The 19,278-nt window shown below is 69.5% G+C and carries 20 protein-coding genes; 6 read left to right on the plus strand and 14 right to left on the minus strand.

Annotated elements, in window-relative coordinates; translation table 11 throughout:
- Positions 1-4 precede the first annotated feature (4 nt).
- The 3 genes from C8N24_RS30850 to C8N24_RS30860 are packed head-to-tail and all read right to left on the minus strand — an operon-like array spanning position 5 to position 2,973.
- Positions 5-1,153 carry a CAP domain-containing protein gene (locus tag C8N24_RS30850; RefSeq protein WP_121257508.1) on the minus strand — a complete coding sequence of 383 codons (1,149 nt, stop codon included), beginning with the start codon at positions 1,151-1,153 and terminating at the stop codon, positions 5-7.
- A gap of 54 nt (positions 1,154-1,207) precedes the next feature.
- Positions 1,208-1,804, minus strand: coding sequence for a molybdopterin-dependent oxidoreductase (locus C8N24_RS30855; protein WP_121257510.1), 597 nt, complete (start codon positions 1,802-1,804; stop codon positions 1,208-1,210).
- Positions 1,801-2,973 (minus strand): bifunctional glycosyltransferase family 2/GtrA family protein, encoded by a 1,173-nt coding sequence (locus C8N24_RS30860; protein WP_121257512.1) that lies wholly within the window; start codon positions 2,971-2,973, stop codon positions 1,801-1,803. The genes C8N24_RS30855 and C8N24_RS30860 overlap by 4 nt, the downstream gene beginning before the upstream one ends.
- 83 nt (positions 2,974-3,056) lie before the next feature.
- On the opposite strand from C8N24_RS30860, the gene C8N24_RS30865 reads away from it, so the two are divergent.
- On the plus strand, positions 3,057-3,413 hold the full coding sequence (locus C8N24_RS30865) for a hypothetical protein (RefSeq protein WP_121257514.1): 357 nt from the start codon (positions 3,057-3,059) through the stop codon (positions 3,411-3,413).
- 359 nt (positions 3,414-3,772) lie between these two features.
- Here C8N24_RS30865 and C8N24_RS30870 read toward each other — a convergent pair whose 3' ends face one another.
- The 3 genes from C8N24_RS30870 to C8N24_RS30880 all read right to left on the minus strand — a co-directional run bounded on the left by C8N24_RS30870 (position 3,773) and on the right by C8N24_RS30880 (position 6,601).
- The gene (locus C8N24_RS30870) at positions 3,773-4,447 is read right to left on the minus strand and encodes a TIR domain-containing protein (protein ID WP_170179539.1); all 675 of its coding nucleotides are present in this window, start codon (positions 4,445-4,447) and stop codon (positions 3,773-3,775) included.
- A 98-nt stretch (positions 4,448-4,545) separates the two neighbouring features.
- A complete protein-coding gene (locus C8N24_RS30875; RefSeq protein WP_121257518.1) occupies positions 4,546-5,058 on the minus strand; it encodes a hypothetical protein in 513 nt (170 codons plus the stop codon).
- A 403-nt stretch (positions 5,059-5,461) separates the two neighbouring features.
- Positions 5,462-6,601: a nucleotidyltransferase family protein gene (locus C8N24_RS30880; RefSeq protein ID WP_121257520.1), complete on the minus strand. Its 1,140-nt coding sequence runs from the start codon at positions 6,599-6,601 to the stop codon at positions 5,462-5,464.
- A 206-nt stretch (positions 6,602-6,807) separates the two neighbouring features.
- Here C8N24_RS30880 and C8N24_RS30885 point away from each other — a divergent pair, with 206 nt between their 5' ends.
- Positions 6,808-7,476 (plus strand): hypothetical protein, encoded by a 669-nt coding sequence (locus C8N24_RS30885; RefSeq protein ID WP_121257522.1) that lies wholly within the window; start codon positions 6,808-6,810, stop codon positions 7,474-7,476.
- Between the two features lie 120 nt (positions 7,477-7,596).
- Here C8N24_RS30885 and C8N24_RS30890 read toward each other — a convergent pair whose 3' ends face one another.
- Complete coding sequence (locus C8N24_RS30890; RefSeq protein ID WP_121257524.1) at positions 7,597-7,911, minus strand: DUF6572 domain-containing protein; 315 nt, start codon at positions 7,909-7,911, stop codon at positions 7,597-7,599.
- Positions 7,912-8,202: 291 nt separating this feature from the next.
- Here C8N24_RS30890 and C8N24_RS30895 point away from each other — a divergent pair, with 291 nt between their 5' ends.
- Complete coding sequence (locus C8N24_RS30895; protein ID WP_170179540.1) at positions 8,203-8,772, plus strand: tyrosine-type recombinase/integrase; 570 nt, start codon at positions 8,203-8,205, stop codon at positions 8,770-8,772.
- 58 nt (positions 8,773-8,830) lie between these two features.
- Here C8N24_RS30895 and C8N24_RS30900 read toward each other — a convergent pair whose 3' ends face one another.
- The 6 genes from C8N24_RS30900 to C8N24_RS30915 form a co-directional block, all read right to left on the minus strand.
- Positions 8,831-9,388, minus strand: a complete 558-nt coding sequence (locus C8N24_RS30900; protein WP_121257528.1) for a hypothetical protein — start codon at positions 9,386-9,388, stop codon at positions 8,831-8,833.
- A 222-nt stretch (positions 9,389-9,610) separates the two neighbouring features.
- A complete protein-coding gene (locus C8N24_RS33460) occupies positions 9,611-9,958 on the minus strand; it encodes a hypothetical protein (protein ID WP_147448067.1) in 348 nt (115 codons plus the stop codon).
- 261 nt (positions 9,959-10,219) lie between these two features.
- Positions 10,220-10,633 (minus strand): hypothetical protein, encoded by a 414-nt coding sequence (locus C8N24_RS30905; RefSeq protein ID WP_121257530.1) that lies wholly within the window; start codon positions 10,631-10,633, stop codon positions 10,220-10,222.
- Positions 10,634-10,719: 86 nt separating this feature from the next.
- Positions 10,720-10,953 carry a hypothetical protein gene (locus C8N24_RS33465; protein WP_147448068.1) on the minus strand — a complete coding sequence of 78 codons (234 nt, stop codon included), beginning with the start codon at positions 10,951-10,953 and terminating at the stop codon, positions 10,720-10,722.
- Between the two features lie 306 nt (positions 10,954-11,259).
- Positions 11,260-12,216 (minus strand): phosphotransferase family protein, encoded by a 957-nt coding sequence (locus C8N24_RS30910; protein WP_211340195.1) that lies wholly within the window; start codon positions 12,214-12,216, stop codon positions 11,260-11,262.
- 144 nt (positions 12,217-12,360) lie between these two features.
- Positions 12,361-12,963: a TetR/AcrR family transcriptional regulator gene (locus tag C8N24_RS30915; RefSeq protein WP_121257532.1), complete on the minus strand. Its 603-nt coding sequence runs from the start codon at positions 12,961-12,963 to the stop codon at positions 12,361-12,363.
- A gap of 478 nt (positions 12,964-13,441) precedes the next feature.
- On the opposite strand from C8N24_RS30915, the gene C8N24_RS30920 reads away from it, so the two are divergent.
- Positions 13,442-14,644, plus strand: coding sequence for an ROK family transcriptional regulator (locus tag C8N24_RS30920; protein ID WP_281272696.1), 1,203 nt, complete (start codon positions 13,442-13,444; stop codon positions 14,642-14,644).
- On the opposite strand, the gene C8N24_RS30925 is transcribed toward C8N24_RS30920, so the two are convergent.
- Entirely contained in the window at positions 14,625-15,536 is a 912-nt protein-coding gene (locus C8N24_RS30925) for a CE1 family esterase (RefSeq protein ID WP_121257536.1), read from the minus strand. The two genes, C8N24_RS30920 and C8N24_RS30925, sit on opposite strands and share 20 nt — an antisense overlap.
- A gap of 78 nt (positions 15,537-15,614) precedes the next feature.
- On the opposite strand from C8N24_RS30925, the gene C8N24_RS30930 reads away from it, so the two are divergent.
- Together C8N24_RS30930 and C8N24_RS30935 are read left to right on the plus strand one after the other, a co-directional pair.
- A complete protein-coding gene (locus C8N24_RS30930; protein WP_121257538.1) occupies positions 15,615-16,187 on the plus strand; it encodes a TetR/AcrR family transcriptional regulator in 573 nt (190 codons plus the stop codon).
- A 74-nt stretch (positions 16,188-16,261) separates the two neighbouring features.
- Complete coding sequence (locus C8N24_RS30935; RefSeq protein WP_147448069.1) at positions 16,262-19,033, plus strand: Ig-like domain repeat protein; 2,772 nt, start codon at positions 16,262-16,264, stop codon at positions 19,031-19,033.
- The last annotated feature ends 245 nt before the right edge of the window (positions 19,034-19,278 follow it).

Here is a 19,278-nt window from a genome sequence, read left to right on the forward strand (position 1 = left end):
GACGCTATCGGACGGTGAACGCGTGTTGGTGCGTGTCGTCGCCGACGGCCACGACGAGCGTGTAGCGACCGGCCGCGAGACGGCGCGTGGACACGCGGAAGCCCGGCATCCGGGAGGTGCGGCGGGCGACGCGCCGGTTCCCGCGCAGCACCTCGACGGAGACCGACGCGGCGCCGCACATCTGGACGTACGCGTGCATGGTGGTCCCACGGGCGAGCCGGCTCGGCGCGGTGACCGCGGACGGGCACGTGACCGGCGGCCCGGCGGTGGTGAACTGCCAGTGGTACGGCTCGGTGCGGGCCTTGATGCTCGCGTACTCGGTCGCGGGCGGCTTCTCGCCGCCGGAGCACAGCACCGGGTCGTACGGCGCGGCCTCGGCGGGCAGCCAGACCGGCTTGATGTCCCGCTCGGACGTGTAGCACCAGGACGCGAACCGCGCCGGGCACGCGGGATAGACGGGCGGCGCCCCCTCGCGCGAGCAGCGCGTGGCGGAGTGGCGCAGGTCCACCTCGGCGGTGTAGGTCGTGCCCGGCGCGAGGGCGCCCTGCGGGACGAGCGTGTCGCTCAGCGGGACGCTCCCGGTCGGGCTGCTCAGCCGCGGCGCGCGCAGCGTTATGTCGTCCTGACCAGGCGTGTAGACGCTCAGCGCTTCGCCATTTGCAAGATTTACGTCAATCGCACCCTTCCCCGGGAGCGTGAACACCTTGCCGATCAGGTCCGGACGCGGGTCGGTGCGGACCTGCAGGCACATCCAGCCGCCCTGCTCGCCGTAGCCCGTCCGCGACAGCGCGGGGTCCATGATCTGCCGCGTGTGCTCGGCGGACCCGACCCACGGATGCGGGTCCATCCATCCCAGCGGCCCGGCCAGGACCGAGCTGCGCGCGGCGGCAGCGCCCGCGGCCGTGTAGCCGGGCTTGCCGGGCGTCTCGTCGTGCGGGACGGTCTCGTCCCAGCCCCCGTTGAGCGCCATGTAGCGCGCGTGCGCCTGGCAGCCGGCGTTGAGCTCGGCGTCTTCGGTGAGCGGCGGGAGGCTGTTCGCGACGCGCAGCGCGTTGATGCGCGCAATGGCGTCGGAGGGCGGGATGGCGTGTGCCGGTGCGGCGCTGAGCAGCATCGCGAAGACACACGCCAGCAGCAGCGGCAGGCGCGTCATCGCGGGGCGACCCTATGAGGACCACCCCAATTCTCCAACTAAACGTTCGTCGAGTCAGTCGCCCTGATAACGCTGCTCCAACCACGGGTCCCCGCGGTCGTGATAGCCGAGCTGCTCCCAGAATCCGGGGTCGTCGTCCTCGGTGAAGATCAGCCGTCGCACCCATTTGGCGCTCTTCCAGAAGTACAGGTGCGGGACGAGCAGCCGAGCGGGGCCGCCGTGCTCGGGCTCGAGCTCGTCGCCGTCGTAGCTGTAGACGACCCAGGCCTTTCCGCCGGTGACGTCCTCGACCGGGAGGTTGGTGGTGTAGCCACCGTCGCAGAGCGCGGTCAGGTAGCCGCCCTCGAGCTCGACGCCGTCCAGCAGCGTGTCGACCGAGACGCCCGTCCACTGGGTGTCGAGCTTCGTCCAGGTCGTCACGCAGTGGATGTCGACCGTGAAGTCCTCGCTCGGCAGGGCCTGGAGCTCCTCCCAGCTCCACGTGCGCTCTTCGCTGATCGCGCCCGTGATCGAGAGGTCCCACTGGTCGAGCGGGGTGTGCGGTGTGGGGCCGGCCGAGAGGACCGGGAACCCGGCCTCGAGGTACTGGCCGGGCGGGAGCCGTTCGAAGTCGCCGGTCCGGCGTCGGCGGAAGCCACGCGTGACGTTCATCGTGCCGTTGACGCTACAGGGTCCGCGTGCTGCGGCCGGCGATGCCGGTGGGCAAACACCCACGTGCGCAACGCGACGTACCGCGTGATCGTCGCCGTCAGCGACGCCGCGACGAGCACCGCGAGCTCGATCCCACGGGCGGGCGTCGCGTCCAGCCCGTGCAGGACGGCCAGCGCGCCGGTCGTCAGCAGCACGGTGAGGACGAACACGACGGCGCCGCGCACGTGGTGGCGGACGAGACCCTTACGTCCCCGGAGGCGGAAGGTGAAGCGCCGGTTGGCGGCCGTGTTGGCGCCGGCCGTGATCGCCAGCGCCGTGATGTTCGCGGCGAGCGCGCCGATCACCGGGTGCAGCAGCAGGTACAGGAGCGCGTACGCGAGCGTGCTCGCGAGGCCGACGGCCATGAACCGCGCGACCGTGCCCGCGACCAGCAGCCGCGCGACCCCCTTCAGGTCGGTGATCGCCGTCTGCACGATGTGCACGCGCGAGTCCGGGTCGTCCACCCAGTCCACCGGCACCTCGTGGATCCGCAGCCCGCGCCGCTGGGCGAGCACGAGCAGCTCGGTGTCGAAGAACCAGCCGTTGTCCTGGACGTCGCCCATCAGCGTCTCCAGCACGTCGCGACGGACCGCCTTGAACCCGCACTGCGCGTCGCTGAACTTCGCGCGCAGGAGCGTCCGCAGGATGCGGTTGTACGAGCGGCTGATCAGCTCGCGCTTCGGTCCCCGCACCACCCGCGACCCGTGCGCGAGCCGGCTGCCGATCGCCAGGTCGCTGTGCCCGCTGAGCAGGGGCGCGACCAGCGGCATCAGGCCGCGGAGGTCCGTGGACAGGTCCACGTCCATGTACGCGACGACCCGCGCCGAGCTGCCCGACCAAGCCGCCCGCAGCGCCCGGCCGCGGCCCTTCTGCTCGAGCCGGAGGTGATGCACGCTCGGCAACGTCGCCGCGAGCCGGCGGGCGATCTCCGGCGTGGCGTCGACGCTCGCGTTGTCCGCGATCGTGATCCGCCACCGGAACGGGAGCCCGTCCGTGAGGAACCGGTGCAGCCGGCGGATGCTGCGCTCGAGCCCGGCAGCCTCGTTGTACACGGGCACCACGATCTCGACGTCTACGAGCGTGGCGGCGCTGGTCCGGCCAGCGGTGGGGACGGCGGCGAGATCAAGCATGCACGCAGCATCGGCTCGGCCCCCGAGAGCGCTCTGGGACGACGCTGAGAGAACCCTGGGACCGCGCGATCTACGATGCGCGCGTGTCCACCGCCTCGGTGATCCTGCTCGGCTGCCTCGGCGTCATCGTCTTCGACGCGCTCGCGGCGCTGCTGTCGCGCACGACGTCACTGCGATACGTCTGGTTCGCGCCCGGCTCCTTCGTGATCTACGCCGTCACGGGGTACTTCGCCGCGGACGCCTCCGGCTCGGTCGTGGTCGGCGCCGCTGCGGGCGCCGTCGCCGCGACGGTCGACGCCACCCTCGGCTCGATCATCGGCAAGGGCCTGCAGGGCGAGTTCGAGCCGGTCGCTCCGCGTCTGGAGGCCGCCGGCGCGGCGTTCGCGATCACCGTCGGCGCGCTCGCCGGCGTGGCCGCGGGCTACCTCGCGGCGGGATAGCCGTCGGCAGGACGTTCGCCGTTGGTAGTCGCCCCACGTCGGTGACGCGCGCCACTGTGCCTCCTCGGCTTCCCAGAGATGAAGTCAGCCCTCCCGCTTGATCGCCGCGGCGTTCCCGTGGAACCGCGCCCTCGGGCGGTCCTCCCTGACATCTCTGGCCCTTCGGTGCTCTCGGGCGCGAACCGCTTGGCATAGACCCAAGCTGGCCGGCGCGATTCCAAGCTCACCGCGACGACCGGGGGCGTGCCGATCCCTGCGCGGGCGATGTTCGCGATCGCTTCTCGCCCAAGCACCAGTCGGGCGGCGTCGTTCGAGAATGGCGTCTATCCACAATCTCGCTACTTTCGATCTTCGTCGAACTAGGCCTCGCGTCGCTGCTGGTTCTGATCGCGTTCCGCGCCGAGAAGCTTCTGCACAGCTGCGTCGATCCGGTCGAGCCAATCGCTTTGCCGTGCGTCGATCCACTGCCAGCGCTCCAATCGCATCGGAACGGGAGAATCGTCTAGCCGTACTGGGATAACGAACGAGGTGCCCTCTGGGCGCTCGTCTGCTGCCTCGAGCACCAACCTGATCTCGCGTTGAACGAAGCCGACCTTGCTCGTCGATCGCGACGACATAGCAACGAGCACGATGTCAGCACGCCAAACAGCACGCCGTATCTCCAACTCCCAGTCGTCGCCCGGCAACAAGCGCGTGGAATCCAGCCAAACGTCATAACCGCGGGCATCGAGCAATGGCTCCCAAGCCTCAACGGTTGGTTTGTCCTCCGACGCGTGGCAGAGGAACACTCGCACTGCTTTGTCGAATCGAGCGACCGCAGCTAGCTCCCCTGTTTGGAGGTCGAGCGCGTCCTCAAGCTTGCGCATCCGCTCCTGTGAAGGCAATCCCTCGCCGCCTAGCCACCGCACGATGGAGTAGCGCGTTACCCCGATCAGATGCGCGAGCTGCGCTTGCGTCAGGCCGGCCTCCCGGGTCGCGGCGCGAAGTGCGTACGCGAATGCCTTTCCTCGTGGCGGTTCCGAATCGACGCGCATCGAGTCAGCATATTGTTGGTGATGCGGAAGCACAAAGTAGTCTTCTCGACCTAAGGATCCGCCTCGGCGGCTGTCTCGTCCGAGGCAGCCCCGTCGCGTCATGACCGACGGCTGATGCCCCAGCAGCGTCGCGAGGACATCGCGGCCACGCCCTCGAAAGATCGCTGCGCTTCGCGGACCGGCTCTAGAGCCTGGTAGACGTCGGCCATGCCGATGTCCTCGTCGCGTTCAATCGGCGGGGTGCTCCAGGCGAGAGACGCCTGCTTGCCTGCACAGCCGCGTAGTGTCGTGACCAGGCTCGCGTACTGGTCACGGACGCGCGCGCTCTTGTCGGCACGCATGAGCGCTTCGCAGCTGGCGAGCTCGGCCTGGATCGCGGAGAACGCTTCGGTCAGCCGAACTCGTTCCGCTGATCGATGTTCCGACTCGTGGCGCCGGCGCCTGACCGCGAACGGCATCTCCAGGTAGGCGACAACGGCCTCGACGGCCCGGGCGTGGATCGCTTGGCGGGCAGTCCGCGCGGCCCGCCGACCGGTGACGGCGAGCGTAATAGTCACGCCAAGAAGGCCGGCAAGCGGACCGTAGTCACGGACGACGTCGGCGACGCTCACGGACCATCACCTCCGCACGTGGCGCAACCGCGAGGTCGGGGATGCTCACCTGGGGCCTGCTCGCCGGGCCACGGCAGCCCGGCCCGGCAGCAAGCCTCCTGGTGCAGGTGAATCTCGATGTAGTGGATCAGCGCCTCGAGTCCGTCTCCGAGCACCCAGCGACGATCCGCGGCGTGCCGCCGCCACCACATGCACAGCGAACCGTCTTCGTAGCGGTGACGCAGGCACTCAGGAACCTCGGCTGAGACGTCCGCCACCCAAGGGCGAGAGCGCGTGCCGAGCTCGATGCGGACGGGAACGTGCTGTGCGCCAGGGATATCAACGCAAAGCCGGTGCGTGATCAGACCGCCTCGGACCGTCGTGTTGACCGCGACGTCCCCCGATGCCAGCTGGACGTGGGTGATCATCGCGAAACGCCGTCCGACGCCGTGCGCTTCAGCGGGGTGTGGGCGCCGACGGCGGCCGCGACGCCTGCGACGTCTCGCTGCTGGAGTGACTGGTTAAGCGGGTGGCCCAGCAATGCACGCTGGTCACGGAGCCGGATCTCGTCGAGCTCGGACTCGAACAGTCCGCCGAGCGCCGCCTTCGCGCCTGCCGAAGACCGAGAGCCGACAGCCGACCACGCGAGTTCGGCGAACTCCTCTAGGCGTTGCGCGGCGATGTCCTGTGTGATCCCATCGGGAAGCTTGATCGGTCCCGCGACGCCGGCGGGATCGTCGGTGAGCGACGCTCGGATCCTGATCGCCGCGCCGGTGAAGAAGGTCGCCAACGCGGTCGCGAGCGGCAGTCGCTCGTCGACGAGGTCGAGGCCGAGCGCAGACAGGTTCCACGAGCACATGATCGGCCCGATGGCGCTTCGGGCTCCGTCCTGCTTGACGGCGCGCTTGGCGAGGCGGACCACGTGCGTGCGGTGGACCGCGAGCTTGCGCGGGTCTCGCTCGGTCATCAGCCAGGTGTGTCGCTCGGGATTGGCCGGGTCCCACCACTTCCGGCGGCGGTTCGGGATCCAGAGACCGCGGTGTTCCTGGTCGCGTCGGAGGGCGACGATTAGGTCGACGTACGGGTCGACGGGCTCGTCGTCCTCGAACTCGACGGGCTCGTTGAACTCGAACTTGATCGCGCGGTTGCCGGTGAGGTCGAGACTCAGCTCCGGGTAGCCGGCAGCTCGGACCCGGGGCTCGATGAACGCCGCGAACGAGCGGTAGAAGGCCTCGGGACCGAGGCCGGCGCCCGGGGCCTCGGGGCCGTACGCGCGGAACTCGTGCGGTCGGCGGTCGATGACGACCCCGCCGTCCGCGTCGCCCAGAGGCGAGTTGTGCGTGCCGTGGGCGATGGACCCGGAGCGGTAGCTGCGGTTGGCGGCATCGTGTTCCCGGGCGATGCGGAGAACCAGGTTGCGCCGGCGTTTCGCCTCGCCAAGAACGTCAGGCGGGACGGCGATCTGGCGGAGGATCTGCTCGACGACAAGGTCGGCCGGGGATTCGACGATCGGCGGAAACCGATACTGCGGGCCGACGGGGGGAGCGAGGTCGCGCTTCGTCATCGTGTCTTCCTTGCTCGCGGTTGAGCCTTAGAGGAGGTCAGGGAACGTTCATTAACACGATAATCCCTCGACCGGCAGAATGCGCGTTATCGCGCCGGGTCGCACACACCCTCGAACCTTTCGTGGGTTCGAGTCCTGATCGGCCTGAAGTAGCGCTTCTCGACGAACTCGCACCTCGGCACAGAGCGCGCTGACAGGATCTCGGCGTGTCCTCGATCGATGCGTTGGACGGGCTCGCACGCGAACATCTGCACCCGTTGCTTCGTGAGCGCGGGTTCAGACGTCAGGGGACCACCTGGTGGTACGGAAGCGCCCAAGAGGGGTGGGTTCTGATCGTGCTTTCGCGCTGGAAGTACAACGAACCGGCGCGGGCACAGTTCTCGGTCGACACTGTCGTGTGGCCGGTCGGGACCTGGGAGACCGAGATGGCGTTCACGGCGACCAGCGCGCAGCGGCCACGCCCTGATGCGCGGTTGAACGCCCCCTTGTTCGCGGGTCCGCGCGAGTTGATGTCGGCGCGCTATGGCGACTGCGACTGGCCGTGGTCGATACAGACACAGCCCGTGACGGGACTCGTCGACGACATTCACTGGTTCTGCGTTGAGCACGCGATCCCGTCGGCGCTCGAGCACCTGAGCGTCGATATCGCGTTGCGCGCGCTGACCGATCCCGGCTCGAGATGGACCAAGCTTGCGCCGATGTGGTCGCTGATCTACGCGTGCGGCATGCTCGCTCGCGCGGCCCCCGACCATGACCGCTTCTCAGACACGGTGATCGCACTTCGCGACGCCTGGCTTGCCGACCCCCGGCCCGATTTCCTGCAACCCACGCTTCAGCGGTGGTGCCAACTCGCTGAAGTCCCTTTCGAACCGTGACCCGAACGAGCGTCTTGACGAACTCGTCCTGTTCCGGTCGTCGACGTTGCTTGGCTCCGCCACGGTTGGAGCGTTCCCGGACATCAACCGCCCATCGTCGGGCCGCCGGGATGGTCTCGTCTACTTCGGAACTTCGTACAAGTCCCCACCGTGAGCCCTGACACCATCCGCGAGCAACGAGAGCAACTGTGCGGTGCGGGTGTCCGGCGCGCCGGCCCGGCTGTCGAGGGCGATGCGCCACGGAAGGTCGGCCAGATCCGGATGATCGGCGGCCATCTGACCGTCCAGCACGAACGCGAGATAGGTGTTGACCTTGGCCTGCAAGGTCAACAGCTGGTCGTCGGTTCCTGTCCATCGGTCCTGCTGGACGATGTGCAGGACCGCGTGCCCATTCGGACTCACGGAGAGAAAATCGATGTAGTCGGTGTCGAGCACCAGGCTGAATCATCGCTTCTCGTTCTGCACCCTGCGCCGATGCCGGACGGGCGTGATCCCACAGGCTGCCGAGAGCAGCGCTTTCGACGGTTGCGTCGGTTCTGACGCGGTGGTACGCCTCGCGGCGTCGAGCCGTGAGGAGGCGCCATGTCTGTGTCAACGTCGTCGAAATTGCCGAGCGGCGGTCGATCGCCGGCCGCAGCGCGAGGCTACCGAGCCGGTCGCTCGTCGCGCACCAGGGGACGGCGATACCCGCCCGATCCACCGCGGGTCGAGGAGATCATCGCGGTGATGCGTTGCTGCGGCGACGGGCTCTACGGGTTACGTGCCCGCGGTTTGATCGCTGTGCTCTGGCGCTCTGGTCTTCGGGTGCAGGAGGCGCTCGATCTGACCGAGCTCGACTTGGACCGGCGCCGTGGCTCGCTGTTGGTGCGGCGAGGCAAGGGCGGCCGACGTCGTGAAGTTGGGATGGACGATTGGGGCTTTGCGCAGCTCGAGCCGTGGCTGCGAGCGCGCGAGCAGATGCCGGTCGGACCGTTGTTCTGCGTGGTCAACGGCCGCTCCTGTGGTCGCCCCTGGCGTGCCTCGGCTGCGCGAGTAACGCTACACCGGCAAGCCGCCCGGGCTGGCGTGTGGCGACGATTCGTACCGCATCAGCTTCGTCACGCTCACGCGCTTGAGCTGCTTCGCGAGGGTGTGCCGCTGAACGTCATCCAGCGCCAACTCGGTCACCGCAACCGCGGCGTGACGTCTATCTACTTGCAGGGGATCGATCTCGACGAGATCATCGAGACGGTCCACGCATGCCGTCCGCCGATGATCTCGGCAAGCGCGGGCCTTCTGCTTCCGCCCCCTCGCTGACGTTCCGCGGCCGCCCGGCGGATGTGTTCTTCGACGAGCGGCATCGCGCGCCTGAATCTCAGTCGTAGGAGCCGCCGGCCCGTGCCGGACTCCTTGAGAACGTCACGCCGGGACACGAGAGCGGCGAGATCAAGCTGGTCGGCGATGGCCCGTCGATCAGCCCTAGCAGCAGCTCGGTCGCCGTCATGTCGAAACGATCGAAGATCTGCTCGGTATCGCGCATCACGACGGTGGGCCACTCGTCGGGCTCACCTTCCGTCAGCCACCACAAGCTCTCAATCTCGGCGGCGCCCCATTGCAGCAGCCCGGGCTGGTCTGGCCAGAACGCGTGAGGCAGCCAGTCATTGCGCAGATCCTCATAGATGGTCTCGAGCAGTTCGGCGGTCTCGCGTGTGAGGGTGACGATGTCGAAGACCGGGTGCGGGTTGGCAGGCGAGAGGATGTGGACCTCGGCAAAATTCTTCCGAAACGCTCCCAGGCCGTAGGTGTTCAGGAGCGCCCGGTAGTCAGTCGGCAGTGGCTGCAGGTGGCCTCGGCACTCGACGACAGGTGCCGTGGAAGGTCTCGGCGACGAGGGCGGCGCAACGAGTTGTGTGATCCGATTGAGTGGCGACACGAGGGCGTCAACCTACCTTCCGGCTCGGTCACGCGTCTGTCGAGCGCGGAAGCTCCCGTCGCGCGGCGGGAATGGTGCTTTTCGACGATTCCACTCCTTCGGCCGACCGGGAGATCGCTCTCGCTTCGCACGAGAAGCGACGCCACGCAACGCCAGGACCTGCGCTGCGTCCGCCTTCAGCTGAAGCAAGCGTGCTCGAGATCGCGCGCTCGCCGGCGTGGGCTACACGCCCTCCTGGCCGAGCTCCTCGGCTTCGGGTGGGCACCATGCCCTGTGACCGACGTGATCGGCCCGTTGGTAGGTGAATGAGACCTTGCCATGTCGGTAGTCGGTCCACACGACGCCGAAGTCTCTTTCCGGGTTGGACAGCCGCCACCCCTGCAGGACTCGAGGACGCCCACAGACCATCGGGACGGTGTCTCTCGCGCCTTTCAGCTGCCGGAGCACGCGTTCAGCCTCAGCGCAGCTGATGTGGCGGCGAAACTCGATGCGCCGGTCCCGATCAAACCCGCAATTGTTGTACTGCGCGCGAGCGGTCTCAGGCCACGGCAGATCGTGGATCGCGAACACCCCCGCACTACACGCAAGGCCGATCACAACGCGGTTTCTCCCCGCCACGAGGGGTGACCCGATCAGCAACCGCGCGCCCGCTCGGCGGGTCCGACGACAACGCACGTGACCATCGTCTCAGCGCGGCGACCGGCGCGCAGAGACCAAAGGTGGATCTGCACGTCCACCAGCCGAAGCAAGATAGTGCTTGTCGACGGACTCGCTACTCGTCACCGTGCGTGGTTGACGCGCGTCGAAGCGACGCCATCCGCGCGTGGTCGTTTACGAATCGTCCACCACGCCAATGACGACAAGCGTGATCGCCGACGCGTTCTCCTTCGTCCTTGACGCCTCCTGAGCTGGGTACCGAACCGCCAGCCATGGCGGACCATCGTCGTGGCTCTTTACCTCGTCGCTGGGGCCGCGGCGATCGCACTGCTCGTGTGGCTGGTCGCGTCTACCTGGTAGCTGGACCCTCCAGCCGTCCGAGCTGGCGGGAGGCACGGACAGCTCCAAAGTGGTTGTTGTCGACGAAGGCGCTAGTTCGCGCAAGGCAAACGGCGCTACGTCAGCAGCGCATGCACTCCCAATCAGGCCCGCGACACCGGACAACGCGAGCCAACCTTCGTCGACCTGACCGGACATGACGATGCCGACCACGCCGATCAGCCAAGCAACGAAGAACAGGCGCAGCACGTAGGTTCGATACCCGGCGCGGTATCAGCTGACGCCGCGCGAGCTTGACCGATCCTCGTGCGACAGCGCTTTCGACGAACTCGCGCCTACGGAAACACGCGCCAGCGGGGAGAGCACCAGCCGACGACGAAGTCGAGGATCTCGAGCAGGCGATCCTCTTGCTCTTCTGAGGCTCCGTCGCGAAGACCCTCGAATACCGCGATGAGCTCTTCCCGCGTCGCACCGCTCTCAGCGGCGTCGCGAGCGAGTTGCCACAGTGGCACTAGCGAATCCTCGTCCGGCTGGGCGAGAAGCTCCCGAGCTCGTGCGGCGACGTTCACGACGGCAGCCTAGTCCGCGCTTTGGCCCGGTCCGGCGCAAGCGACGTCCGCGAACGCTAGTGGCCCTCTTCGACGGTTTCGCTCTTTCGGCGGGGAGCAGGACCGCCGCATCGGAAGCAGCGGTGGCGTCCAACCGTTATCGCCGCGTGCGCTGTGCCGGCCATGATGCAACGACTGCGGCCGATGGCTGCATCGATCAGGCCGGTCGCTACCGGACGACGGCGAATAGCCCGTTTCGACGAACTCGATAGTTCCTTCGGTCCTGTGCGGGCTGTCGATCTCGTTACGTCGTGATCTTGGGCGGCGTCAGCGAAGCGCCTCAAGCTCATCGAGGAGGCGATTGGCGCGCTCAACTACTCCGGGAACGAGATCGTGGCGTCGCAGGCGAATGGGCCACTCGAGCTGCAGGAGAATCTGTGTCGCTGCGAGCATCGCCGCCCCATCCCATCCGACCGCGTCGAGGATCTTGGCGGACAATCGCATCCGGACACCGTCCAACGCATGGTGGAAGGTGTGCCATTGCAGCGTCGTGAGATCGGTCGCCCGCGTGCCGCTTCCTGCGTTCGCGATATCCACCAGCGCGACCACCGATCCGTCGCGGACCAGGACATTGCTGGGGTTGAGGTCCGCATGGACCATGTCTGGTGCTGCTTTCGGTGGTGAGGCGTTGGCACACATCAGCCGCGCGCGCTCGACCAGAGCCGACACTCGCGCGGAATACCTCGAGAGTCCGGCGACACTCGACTCCTGACCGGAAACGACCCGCCAGGCGAACAGCCAATGGTCGTAGGGTTCGGAGCCCTGGCCAGCCTGCAGTTCGACGATCTCCACCAGCTGCTCGACAAGGGACGAGGTCAACGTCCCGGCGGGAGTGCCGTCGACGTAGTCCGTCAGATGCCACACGTGCGTAGCTGTAGCCCCGACTCCGAGCCAGGCCGGGGTGGGATAGCCGCGCCCGCGCATGTGCTCGACCACTCTCTGGGCGCGCAACACGTCATGGATGTGGTCGGGGTGTGCCCGGGGCTCGACCTTCAGCACTGCCGTTGCCCGCGCGCCCAGCTGGACCCGCGTCGCACCGGCGAGGATGCCTCCGGCTAGGCGATCGAGAACCGCGACTGGTGCCCCGCTGACGCGGGCGACGTCGTCGAGGACGGCGGCCGGCAGCTCGTGGGGACGGGCGCCCTCACCCATCGGACCGACGCGCCAGTCGCCGTCCGGCCAGTGGTTCCGCTGCGGCGCAGTCGCCAGGTTCCACTGACGCATCGTGCCAGCTCATGGCGCAAGCCGGTAGTCGGACCAGCGGCCGCTAACGGTCAGACGAGGCGTTCGTCACGCACTGAGCAACCTCATGGAGGGCGTGGGCGGTCAGTCCGCTGCGCGCGCCTGAGCGGACGCGCCGCGTGCCGTTCAGGCCGGGGTGCCGAGGAGCGACATGAGGCGGCGGCAGGTGCGCTGCTCGCTCTGGGGGGCGCAGATCTGCGGCCGGAACAGCGCGATCTGCTTGATGCCCTCCATGGCCGCGATCATCAGGTCGACTGCGCGGTCGACGTCCTCGCACAGCAGCTCGCCGTTGCCGACGGCCTGGTGGGTGAGGCCGAGGAAGAACCGGTCGACCTCGTCCTGGAAGTTCGCCCAGCTCGCCCGGAGATCCGAGTCGTAGACGGAGAGGGCGATGACCTCGGTGGAGAAGATGCGGTTGGCGTCGTTGAGCAGGCAGCTGCGGACCGAGTACGCGATCGCCGCCTCGAGCTTGTCCACCATGGTCACGGCCGGACCGGTGGCCGCGGCCATCTCCTCGCGCCAGCGCGTGTAGTAGAGGTCGGCGGCCGCGAGGATCACGTCCTTCTTGGACGAGTAGTGCCAGTACAGGCTGCCCTTGGTCACGCCCGCCGCGGCGGCGATCTGATCGAGGTTGACCCCGTCGATGCCGCGGCTGCAGAACAACGCGAACGCGGCTTGCGCGAGCTCGTCCGCCTTCTGGGGAGACGGCGCCTGTGTTCTGGTGGCCATGCGCGAAAGGATAGTCCACTTGCATACCAGCGGTATCGCCCCGATCGGGGGGTTCGCGGTGCAACTCGGTCCTTGACGTTCCGTGGGTATGGCCGCAGCGCCCCCGACCCGGTCTGGACCGGAAGTGGACAGCGCCAGCCCCGCGATGCCGGAACGTACTGTCGGTGTGCGCGCCCTGGGTCGATCGAGACGACAGCGGCCCGAGGAATCGTCCGAGACACCCGGTCAGCGGCCGGCGATCACCGCCTGGAGCCGAAAAGGCTGCGAGAACGGGGTTATCGGTCCCTCGGAGCGCTGTGCCGGCGGTATGGCCCACGCGCCGAGATCGGGCCCGGCTTGGGGCGGCTGTGGCGCGAGCAACATACCGGTAGTATGGTTCCCCGAGCACGTGAAGCCTGGCCAGCTCGACCGTCGCGCCGTACCGGCGGACGGACGCGCGGCCTCCGCACCCAGCTACCTCCTCGGTGGAGCCCGCCCGATGACACGTCCAGACCCCCGGTTCATCGACGCTGCGTCACGATTCAGCGCAGGGCATTGCCTTGCCGTGATCCGTCGCCAGAAGGACGGAGTGACACGATCGGAGCTGTGCGAGCTCGCCGGCGTCAGCCGGTCCGACGTGTCCGACCGCGTGCGCGATCTCGTCGAGCACGGCTACATCACGGTGCACACGCGGCGCCCGTCGACGGGCGGACGCCCGGCAGACGTGCTGCGCCTCAACAGCGACCGGGGCGTCGTGCTCGGCGCCTCCCTCGGGTCGACGCACCTGCGCGCCGCGGCGATCGACATGGCGGGCGTCGTGCTGGCCGAGGAGAGCCACGAGGTCAAGCTGACGACGCCGGTGGCGACGCGCCTGAAGATCGTGCACTCGTTGCTCCGCAACACGCTCGAGCAGGCCGGGACGGGCACGCGGGAGCTCATGGCGATCGGCCTCGCGGCGCCCGGGTCCGTCGTCCCCGACCCCTCCGCCGGCCGCTGGCCGCTCGTTGAGGTCTGCCGCCAGTCCCACGACTACTTCGCGGCGCGGTACGACGCGCCGATCATGGTCGAGCACGACGCGTGCGCCGCCGCGTTCGCCGAATCACGACATCCCAGACGCAAGGCCGCGGACCTGCTGTTCCTGGAGATCGACGCCTCGATCCAGTCCGCGCTGGTGCGTGGCGGCCGGATCCATCGCGGAACCAACCGGCTGGGCATCAACCTGGAGCACGTGATGGTCCCCGCCGAGGCCGACGTCGCGTGCGCGTGCGGGAACGTCGGATGCGTCGGCGCGGTCGCCGGCGGCGCAACCATCATGGAGCGCGCATCGCGCGCGGGACGACCCGTGCACGCCGTGCGCGATCTCGCCCGACTCGCGGCCGCCGGGAACCGGACCATCAACGGCCTCCTCGACGACGCGGGACACGCGATCGGTGGCGTGGTGGCCAATGCGGTGCGACTCCTCTCGCCGCAGGCCGTGGTGCTCGGCGGCGAGCTGGCGTTGTCCAGCCCGACCCTCGTCGCAGGCGTCCGCGATGTCGTGCACGACCAGGTCTCGCCTCAGGTGCGCGTCGCCGGCGCGGCGTTCGGACCGCGTGCGGGCGTGTTCGGAGCGTCGCTGCTGGCCCTGGAGTCGTCGCTGGCCCCGGCCGCGGTGAACCTGCGGCTGGGGGCCGACACGGGAGTCACGAGGCGGGCCGGCTAGAGACGGCGCTCTCGGCGCTCGCCTCCCCCACGGCGCCGTCGAGGAAGTGCTGGGTGAGCAGCGTGGCGGTGTCGACCGCCGTGGACGTGCGGCCGACGATGAACGGCGCGGCCTTCGGGCCCGGGATGGTGTGCCCGCCGCCGATCACGGTGTAGAGCACGACGGGTGGGCGGCCGCCGGCGCGGTACTCGAGGCGCTCGACGGTGGTGGCTCCGTCCGACGCGACCACCGCGGTCGTCGGTGCGACGTCGAGGCCGTTGGCCGCGGCGAAGTACGCGGCCGTCTGGGGCATCGAGAGGTTGCTGCCGCCGACCTTGAACAGGGCGCGTGCCCACCACGCGAGCTCGCCGCCTTCGTAGGGGACGATCCGATCCTTGGTCCCGTGGATCAGCAGCATCGGGACGGCGGCCGGGGTGGCGCCGTCCAGGAGGAAGTGCTCCGGGGTCGGCATCGTCGCCGCGATCACCGCCGCGCCGGCGAGCAGCTGAGGTGTCTCGTGCGCGAGGCGCATGACCATCTGGCCGCCGTTGGAGTAGCCGACGGCGAACACCCGCCCGGTGTCCACTCCGTGGCTCGACGCGAGCTGGCCGACGACCGCTCGCGTGAAGGCCACGTCGTCGACGTTCTCGCGACGGGCCTTGAAGCGGCTCTCACGGCGGGCGTCGTTCCAGTTGCCGGCGTAGCCATCGAGGTAGACGACGGCCGCGTCGTGCGTGCGCGCCAGCGCGTCGAAGCTGCCGCCCGTGAACCGGCGGTGCACGACGCCGTTCTGCCTGGAGCCATGGAAGACCAGCAGGGCCGCACGCGGGGCGGGACCCGCCACCACGGTGTAGGTGCGCTTCCGGCCGTCGATCACGAGGCTGTCGCTCGCGGCCTGGATGTCTTGGCTCATCACTCGCCCTCAATCGGATGAAGTATCCGTTTGATCGTAGCGCCGAATCGGATGAAGTATCCGGTTATCCTGGGACGCGTGACGTCGGCACCGTTGCGCAAGGACGCGAACCGCAACTGGCAACGCATCGTCGCGGTCGGTCGCCGCTACGTGGACGAGGGCACGCCGATCCAGCTCAACGACGTCGCGAAGGCCGCCTCGGTCGGGGTCGCCACCGTCTATCGGCACTTCCCGAGCCCCGAGTCCCTGATGGAAGCCGTCGCCGCGCCCGGTCTCGAGTCGCTGGAGACGCTCGCTGAGCAAGCGCTCGCGAAGGACGACCCCTGGACGGCGCTGGAGGACTTCCTGCTCGACGCCGCCCACGCCTCGATCACCGACGCCTCCATCCCGGCGGTGATGGCCGCGCCGAGCGTCCTGCCGGCGACCGCGGAACGCAAACACCGGCTCGGCCGCCTGTTCGGCGAGCTCCTTGCGCGCGCACAGGCCCACGGCGCGGTCAGCCCCACGCTGACGGCCGCGGACGTCGCCCCGCTGATGTGCGCCGTCGCCTACGCGGCGCGCCTTCGTTCCTCTGACAGCGTCGAGGCGCGTGCCGCCCACGCCCGCCGATACCTCTCCATCTTGCTCCGAGGCGTCCACCAACAGCCGTAAGCAGCAAAAGCCTCGGGTGCACGTCTCGGGTGTCCCCCGGTGTGCGGACGGCGGTCGCGCACAAGACTCGGACGATGCCTGCAGCGACCCTCCTGCGCCGCGTGCTCGCCGGCGCGCTGACCCTCTTCGCCCTCGCGGTGCTCGCCGGGCCCGCGCACGCGGCGCCGCCGTCGATCGGCCTCGCGACCAACCCGGACCTCATCTTCCGGTACCCGGTCGACAGGACGATCAAGAACACGGCGTTCATCACCCGGCAGGGGCAGTACGCCCCCGGCACGGCCACGCTGTTCGTCTGTGGGCCCCAGGACCACACCGGTGGGTGTTGGCCGGACTACCCGCGGCAGGTGGGGTCGCCGGTTCCGGTCGTGTCGGGGGTGGCGACGTTGCCGACGATCACACCGACCGCGAACGGCAACTACTGCTACGTCGTGCAGTACACGCCGACCCCCGGCAGCGGGTGGGACGCGGCGACCACCGGCCTCTTCAACGACGAACTGTGCACGTCGGTGAGCGGCTTCTCGGTGTGGGGGACGACGATCGACGTCGCGACCGAGCCCTTCGGGGCCATCTCCGCCGGGGATTCGGTGAAGGGCACGGCGACGGTGCGGAGCACCGGGTCCGGGCCGACCGGAACGGTCAGCTTCGCGGTGTGCGGGCCGCTGCCCACCAAGGCCGGCTGCATGAGCGGGGGCACGGCCGTCGGCGGGCCGGTGACGCTGTCGGCGTCGAAGGCGACGTCGGCCAGCTTCACGCCGACCGCGGCGGGCTATTGGTGCTTCCGGGCGACCTACAGCGGTAACGCGACCTTCCTCGGATCGTCCGAGGGCTACGAGAACGGCTGCGTGCCGGTCAACCAGTCGACCACCACCACGGTGGCGTTCGACCCGCCCTCGATCACGATCGGCGAGTCGACGCGGCCGGTCGCCATGGTCACCGGCTCGGGGGGATCGTCGCCGCCCGGGACGGTGGCGTTCCGCCAGGGCGGGCTCGGCGGCGCGGTGATCGAGACCGTGAACGTGGTGAACAGCAAGGCGACGGGGACGCCGGTCACGCCGACGCAGGTCGGCTCGTACTGCCAAGGCGCGTCGTTCGCCGGTGCGAATGAGCGCGTGACCAACTCGGGCAGCAGTGGGTGCGTGCAGGTCAAGGCGCGCCCGTCGACCGCGACGATCTCCGTCGGCTCAGCGTCGATCGTCTACGGCGCGACGGTCGGCGTCCGCGCGCAGATCGTCAGCACGGGCACGACGACCGGCAACGTGAGCTTCGCGGTCTGCGGACCGCTCGCGGCGGCGAGCGGCTGCACGGCCGGCGGCGCCGCGGCCGGGCAGGCGCCGCTGGTCAACGGCGCCGCGAACCTCGCGAGCTTCAAGCCGGGCTCCGCGGGGGTGTACTGCTTCCGCGCGGACTATCCCGGCGACGCGACCCACGGGCCGGCGACCGCGGGGACGGCGAACGGGTGCGTCACCGTCGGCAAGGCCGCGACGACGACCGCCTCGACGCCGAGCAAGACGTCGATCGTCCGCGGTGAGTCGGTGACCACGCTGGCCACGGTGGCGAGCGGCGCGGGCACGCCGACGGGAACGGTGCAGTTCGCGGTCTGCGGACCGCTCCCGGCGGCGCAGTCGTGCAGCGGCGGCGGCGCGTCGATCGGCAGCGTGACGCTCGACAACGGCACCGCCCGGTCGAGCGCGTTCACCCCCGGCGACGCCGGCGTCTACTGCTTCCGGGCCGCCTACGCCGGGGCGACGTCCTACAACGCCTCCGCCGGCAGCGCGACCGCGGCGTGCGTCACGGTCGCCGGGGCGGGGACGACCACGCGGCTGGTGCCGGAGTCCAGCGCCATCGGGTACGGCGCGGCGATCCGCGCCAACGCGACCGTCACCAGCACGATCGGCACCCCGGTCGGCACGGTGCGGTTCGCGCTCTGCGGCCCGGTCGAGCCGTTCCGGTGCGCCACGGGTGGCACGGACGTGGGGACCTCGCCCCTCGTCAACGGGGTCGCGGCCGCGCCCGCGTTCACACCGCGGGCGGCCGGCACCTACTGCTTCCGCGCCGAGTACCGCGCCGGCAGCGGCTACGCGGACTCGGCCGACGCCGACCGCACGCCGATGTGCTTCGACGTGCGCAAGGCGACGATCCGCGTCGACGCCGCGCCCGCGACCAAGGTCCAAGGCGACGCTGACCCGGTGCCGTCGTGGACGCTCAACCCGGCCGACTTCAAGCTCGGCGACACCGCCACGACGAGCCTGATCACGGGCTCACCCGCGTGCTCGATCGGCGCTCGTCCGGACGAGCCGGGCACCTACGCGGGGGTCATCGCGTGCGCGCCCGGCCTGCTGTCGTCGGCCAACTACGCGTTCACGTCCGGTGCGAGCGCCGATCTGACGATCTCCGCGAAGCCCGCGACGGACGGTGGCGCACCCACGCCGACGCCGACTCCGACGCCGAGCAGCGGTGGGCCGGTCGTCGTCGGCGCACCGCTGCCCGGCGGCGGGAGCACCGTGCCCCCGACCACCACCCCCGCGGCGACCGACACGCCGGGCGGCACCGTGACGATCACCAGCCTGAAGGCAACCAGCCGGGGCGCGCTCACGCTCAAGCTGCGTGTCAGCGGGCCGGGGCGGCTGGACATCGTCGGGCGCCCGTCGAAGGGCAAGCGCTCGATCGGCCAACGGGTCACGGCCAAGCGCGCGGGAGCGCTGACCGTGACGATCACGGCCAAGCAGGTCCGGCGGCTGGTCGCGCGCGGCAAGCACGGCACGATCAAGGTGTCGGTCACCTTCACGCCCGCGGGCGGGAAGCCCGGCACCGCCGGCCCACGAAGCGTGCGCGTGGTCGGCCGCTGACGGCTCAGGCCCGCCCCTCGCCACGGGCGGGCGGGCCACCGTCGATCCCGGCTCGGCCGTCTTGAACGTCAGCGTCGCGCCGTCCGCCCCGGCCGGCTGGACGGCGAGCCGGAACCGGTGGTCGGTGGCTGCGCTCAACCCGGTCACGACGGCCTGGACGGCCACGCAGGCGAGGAGACGCCCAGCTTGCATGATCGCCGCGCAAGCGAGGCACGGCTACGTTGGACGTCGGTTGTTGACGGCAG

Source organism: Solirubrobacter pauli (genome assembly GCF_003633755.1).
Lineage (GTDB): Bacteria > Actinomycetota > Thermoleophilia > Solirubrobacterales > Solirubrobacteraceae > Solirubrobacter > Solirubrobacter pauli.

Coding starts and splice junctions, on each gene's coding strand:
- C8N24_RS30850 (WP_121257508.1), bottom strand. CDS start 1,153: ATGACGCGCCTGCCGCTGCTGCTGGCGTGTGTCTTCGCGATGCTGCTC.
- C8N24_RS30855 (WP_121257510.1), bottom strand. CDS start 1,804: ATGAACGTCACGCGTGGCTTCCGCCGACGCCGGACCGGCGACTTCGAA.
- C8N24_RS30860 (WP_121257512.1), bottom strand. CDS start 2,973: ATGCTTGATCTCGCCGCCGTCCCCACCGCTGGCCGGACCAGCGCCGCC.
- C8N24_RS30870 (WP_170179539.1), bottom strand. CDS start 4,447: ATGCGCGTCGATTCGGAACCGCCACGAGGAAAGGCATTCGCGTACGCA.
- C8N24_RS30880 (WP_121257520.1), bottom strand. CDS start 6,601: ATGACGAAGCGCGACCTCGCTCCCCCCGTCGGCCCGCAGTATCGGTTT.
- C8N24_RS30895 (WP_170179540.1), top strand. CDS start 8,203: ATGCGTTGCTGCGGCGACGGGCTCTACGGGTTACGTGCCCGCGGTTTG.
- C8N24_RS30910 (WP_211340195.1), bottom strand. CDS start 12,216: ATGCGTCAGTGGAACCTGGCGACTGCGCCGCAGCGGAACCACTGGCCG.
- C8N24_RS30915 (WP_121257532.1), bottom strand. CDS start 12,963: ATGGCCACCAGAACACAGGCGCCGTCTCCCCAGAAGGCGGACGAGCTC.
- C8N24_RS30920 (WP_281272696.1), top strand. CDS start 13,442: ATGACACGTCCAGACCCCCGGTTCATCGACGCTGCGTCACGATTCAGC.
- C8N24_RS30925 (WP_121257536.1), bottom strand. CDS start 15,536: ATGAGCCAAGACATCCAGGCCGCGAGCGACAGCCTCGTGATCGACGGC.
- C8N24_RS30935 (WP_147448069.1), top strand. CDS start 16,262: ATGCCTGCAGCGACCCTCCTGCGCCGCGTGCTCGCCGGCGCGCTGACC.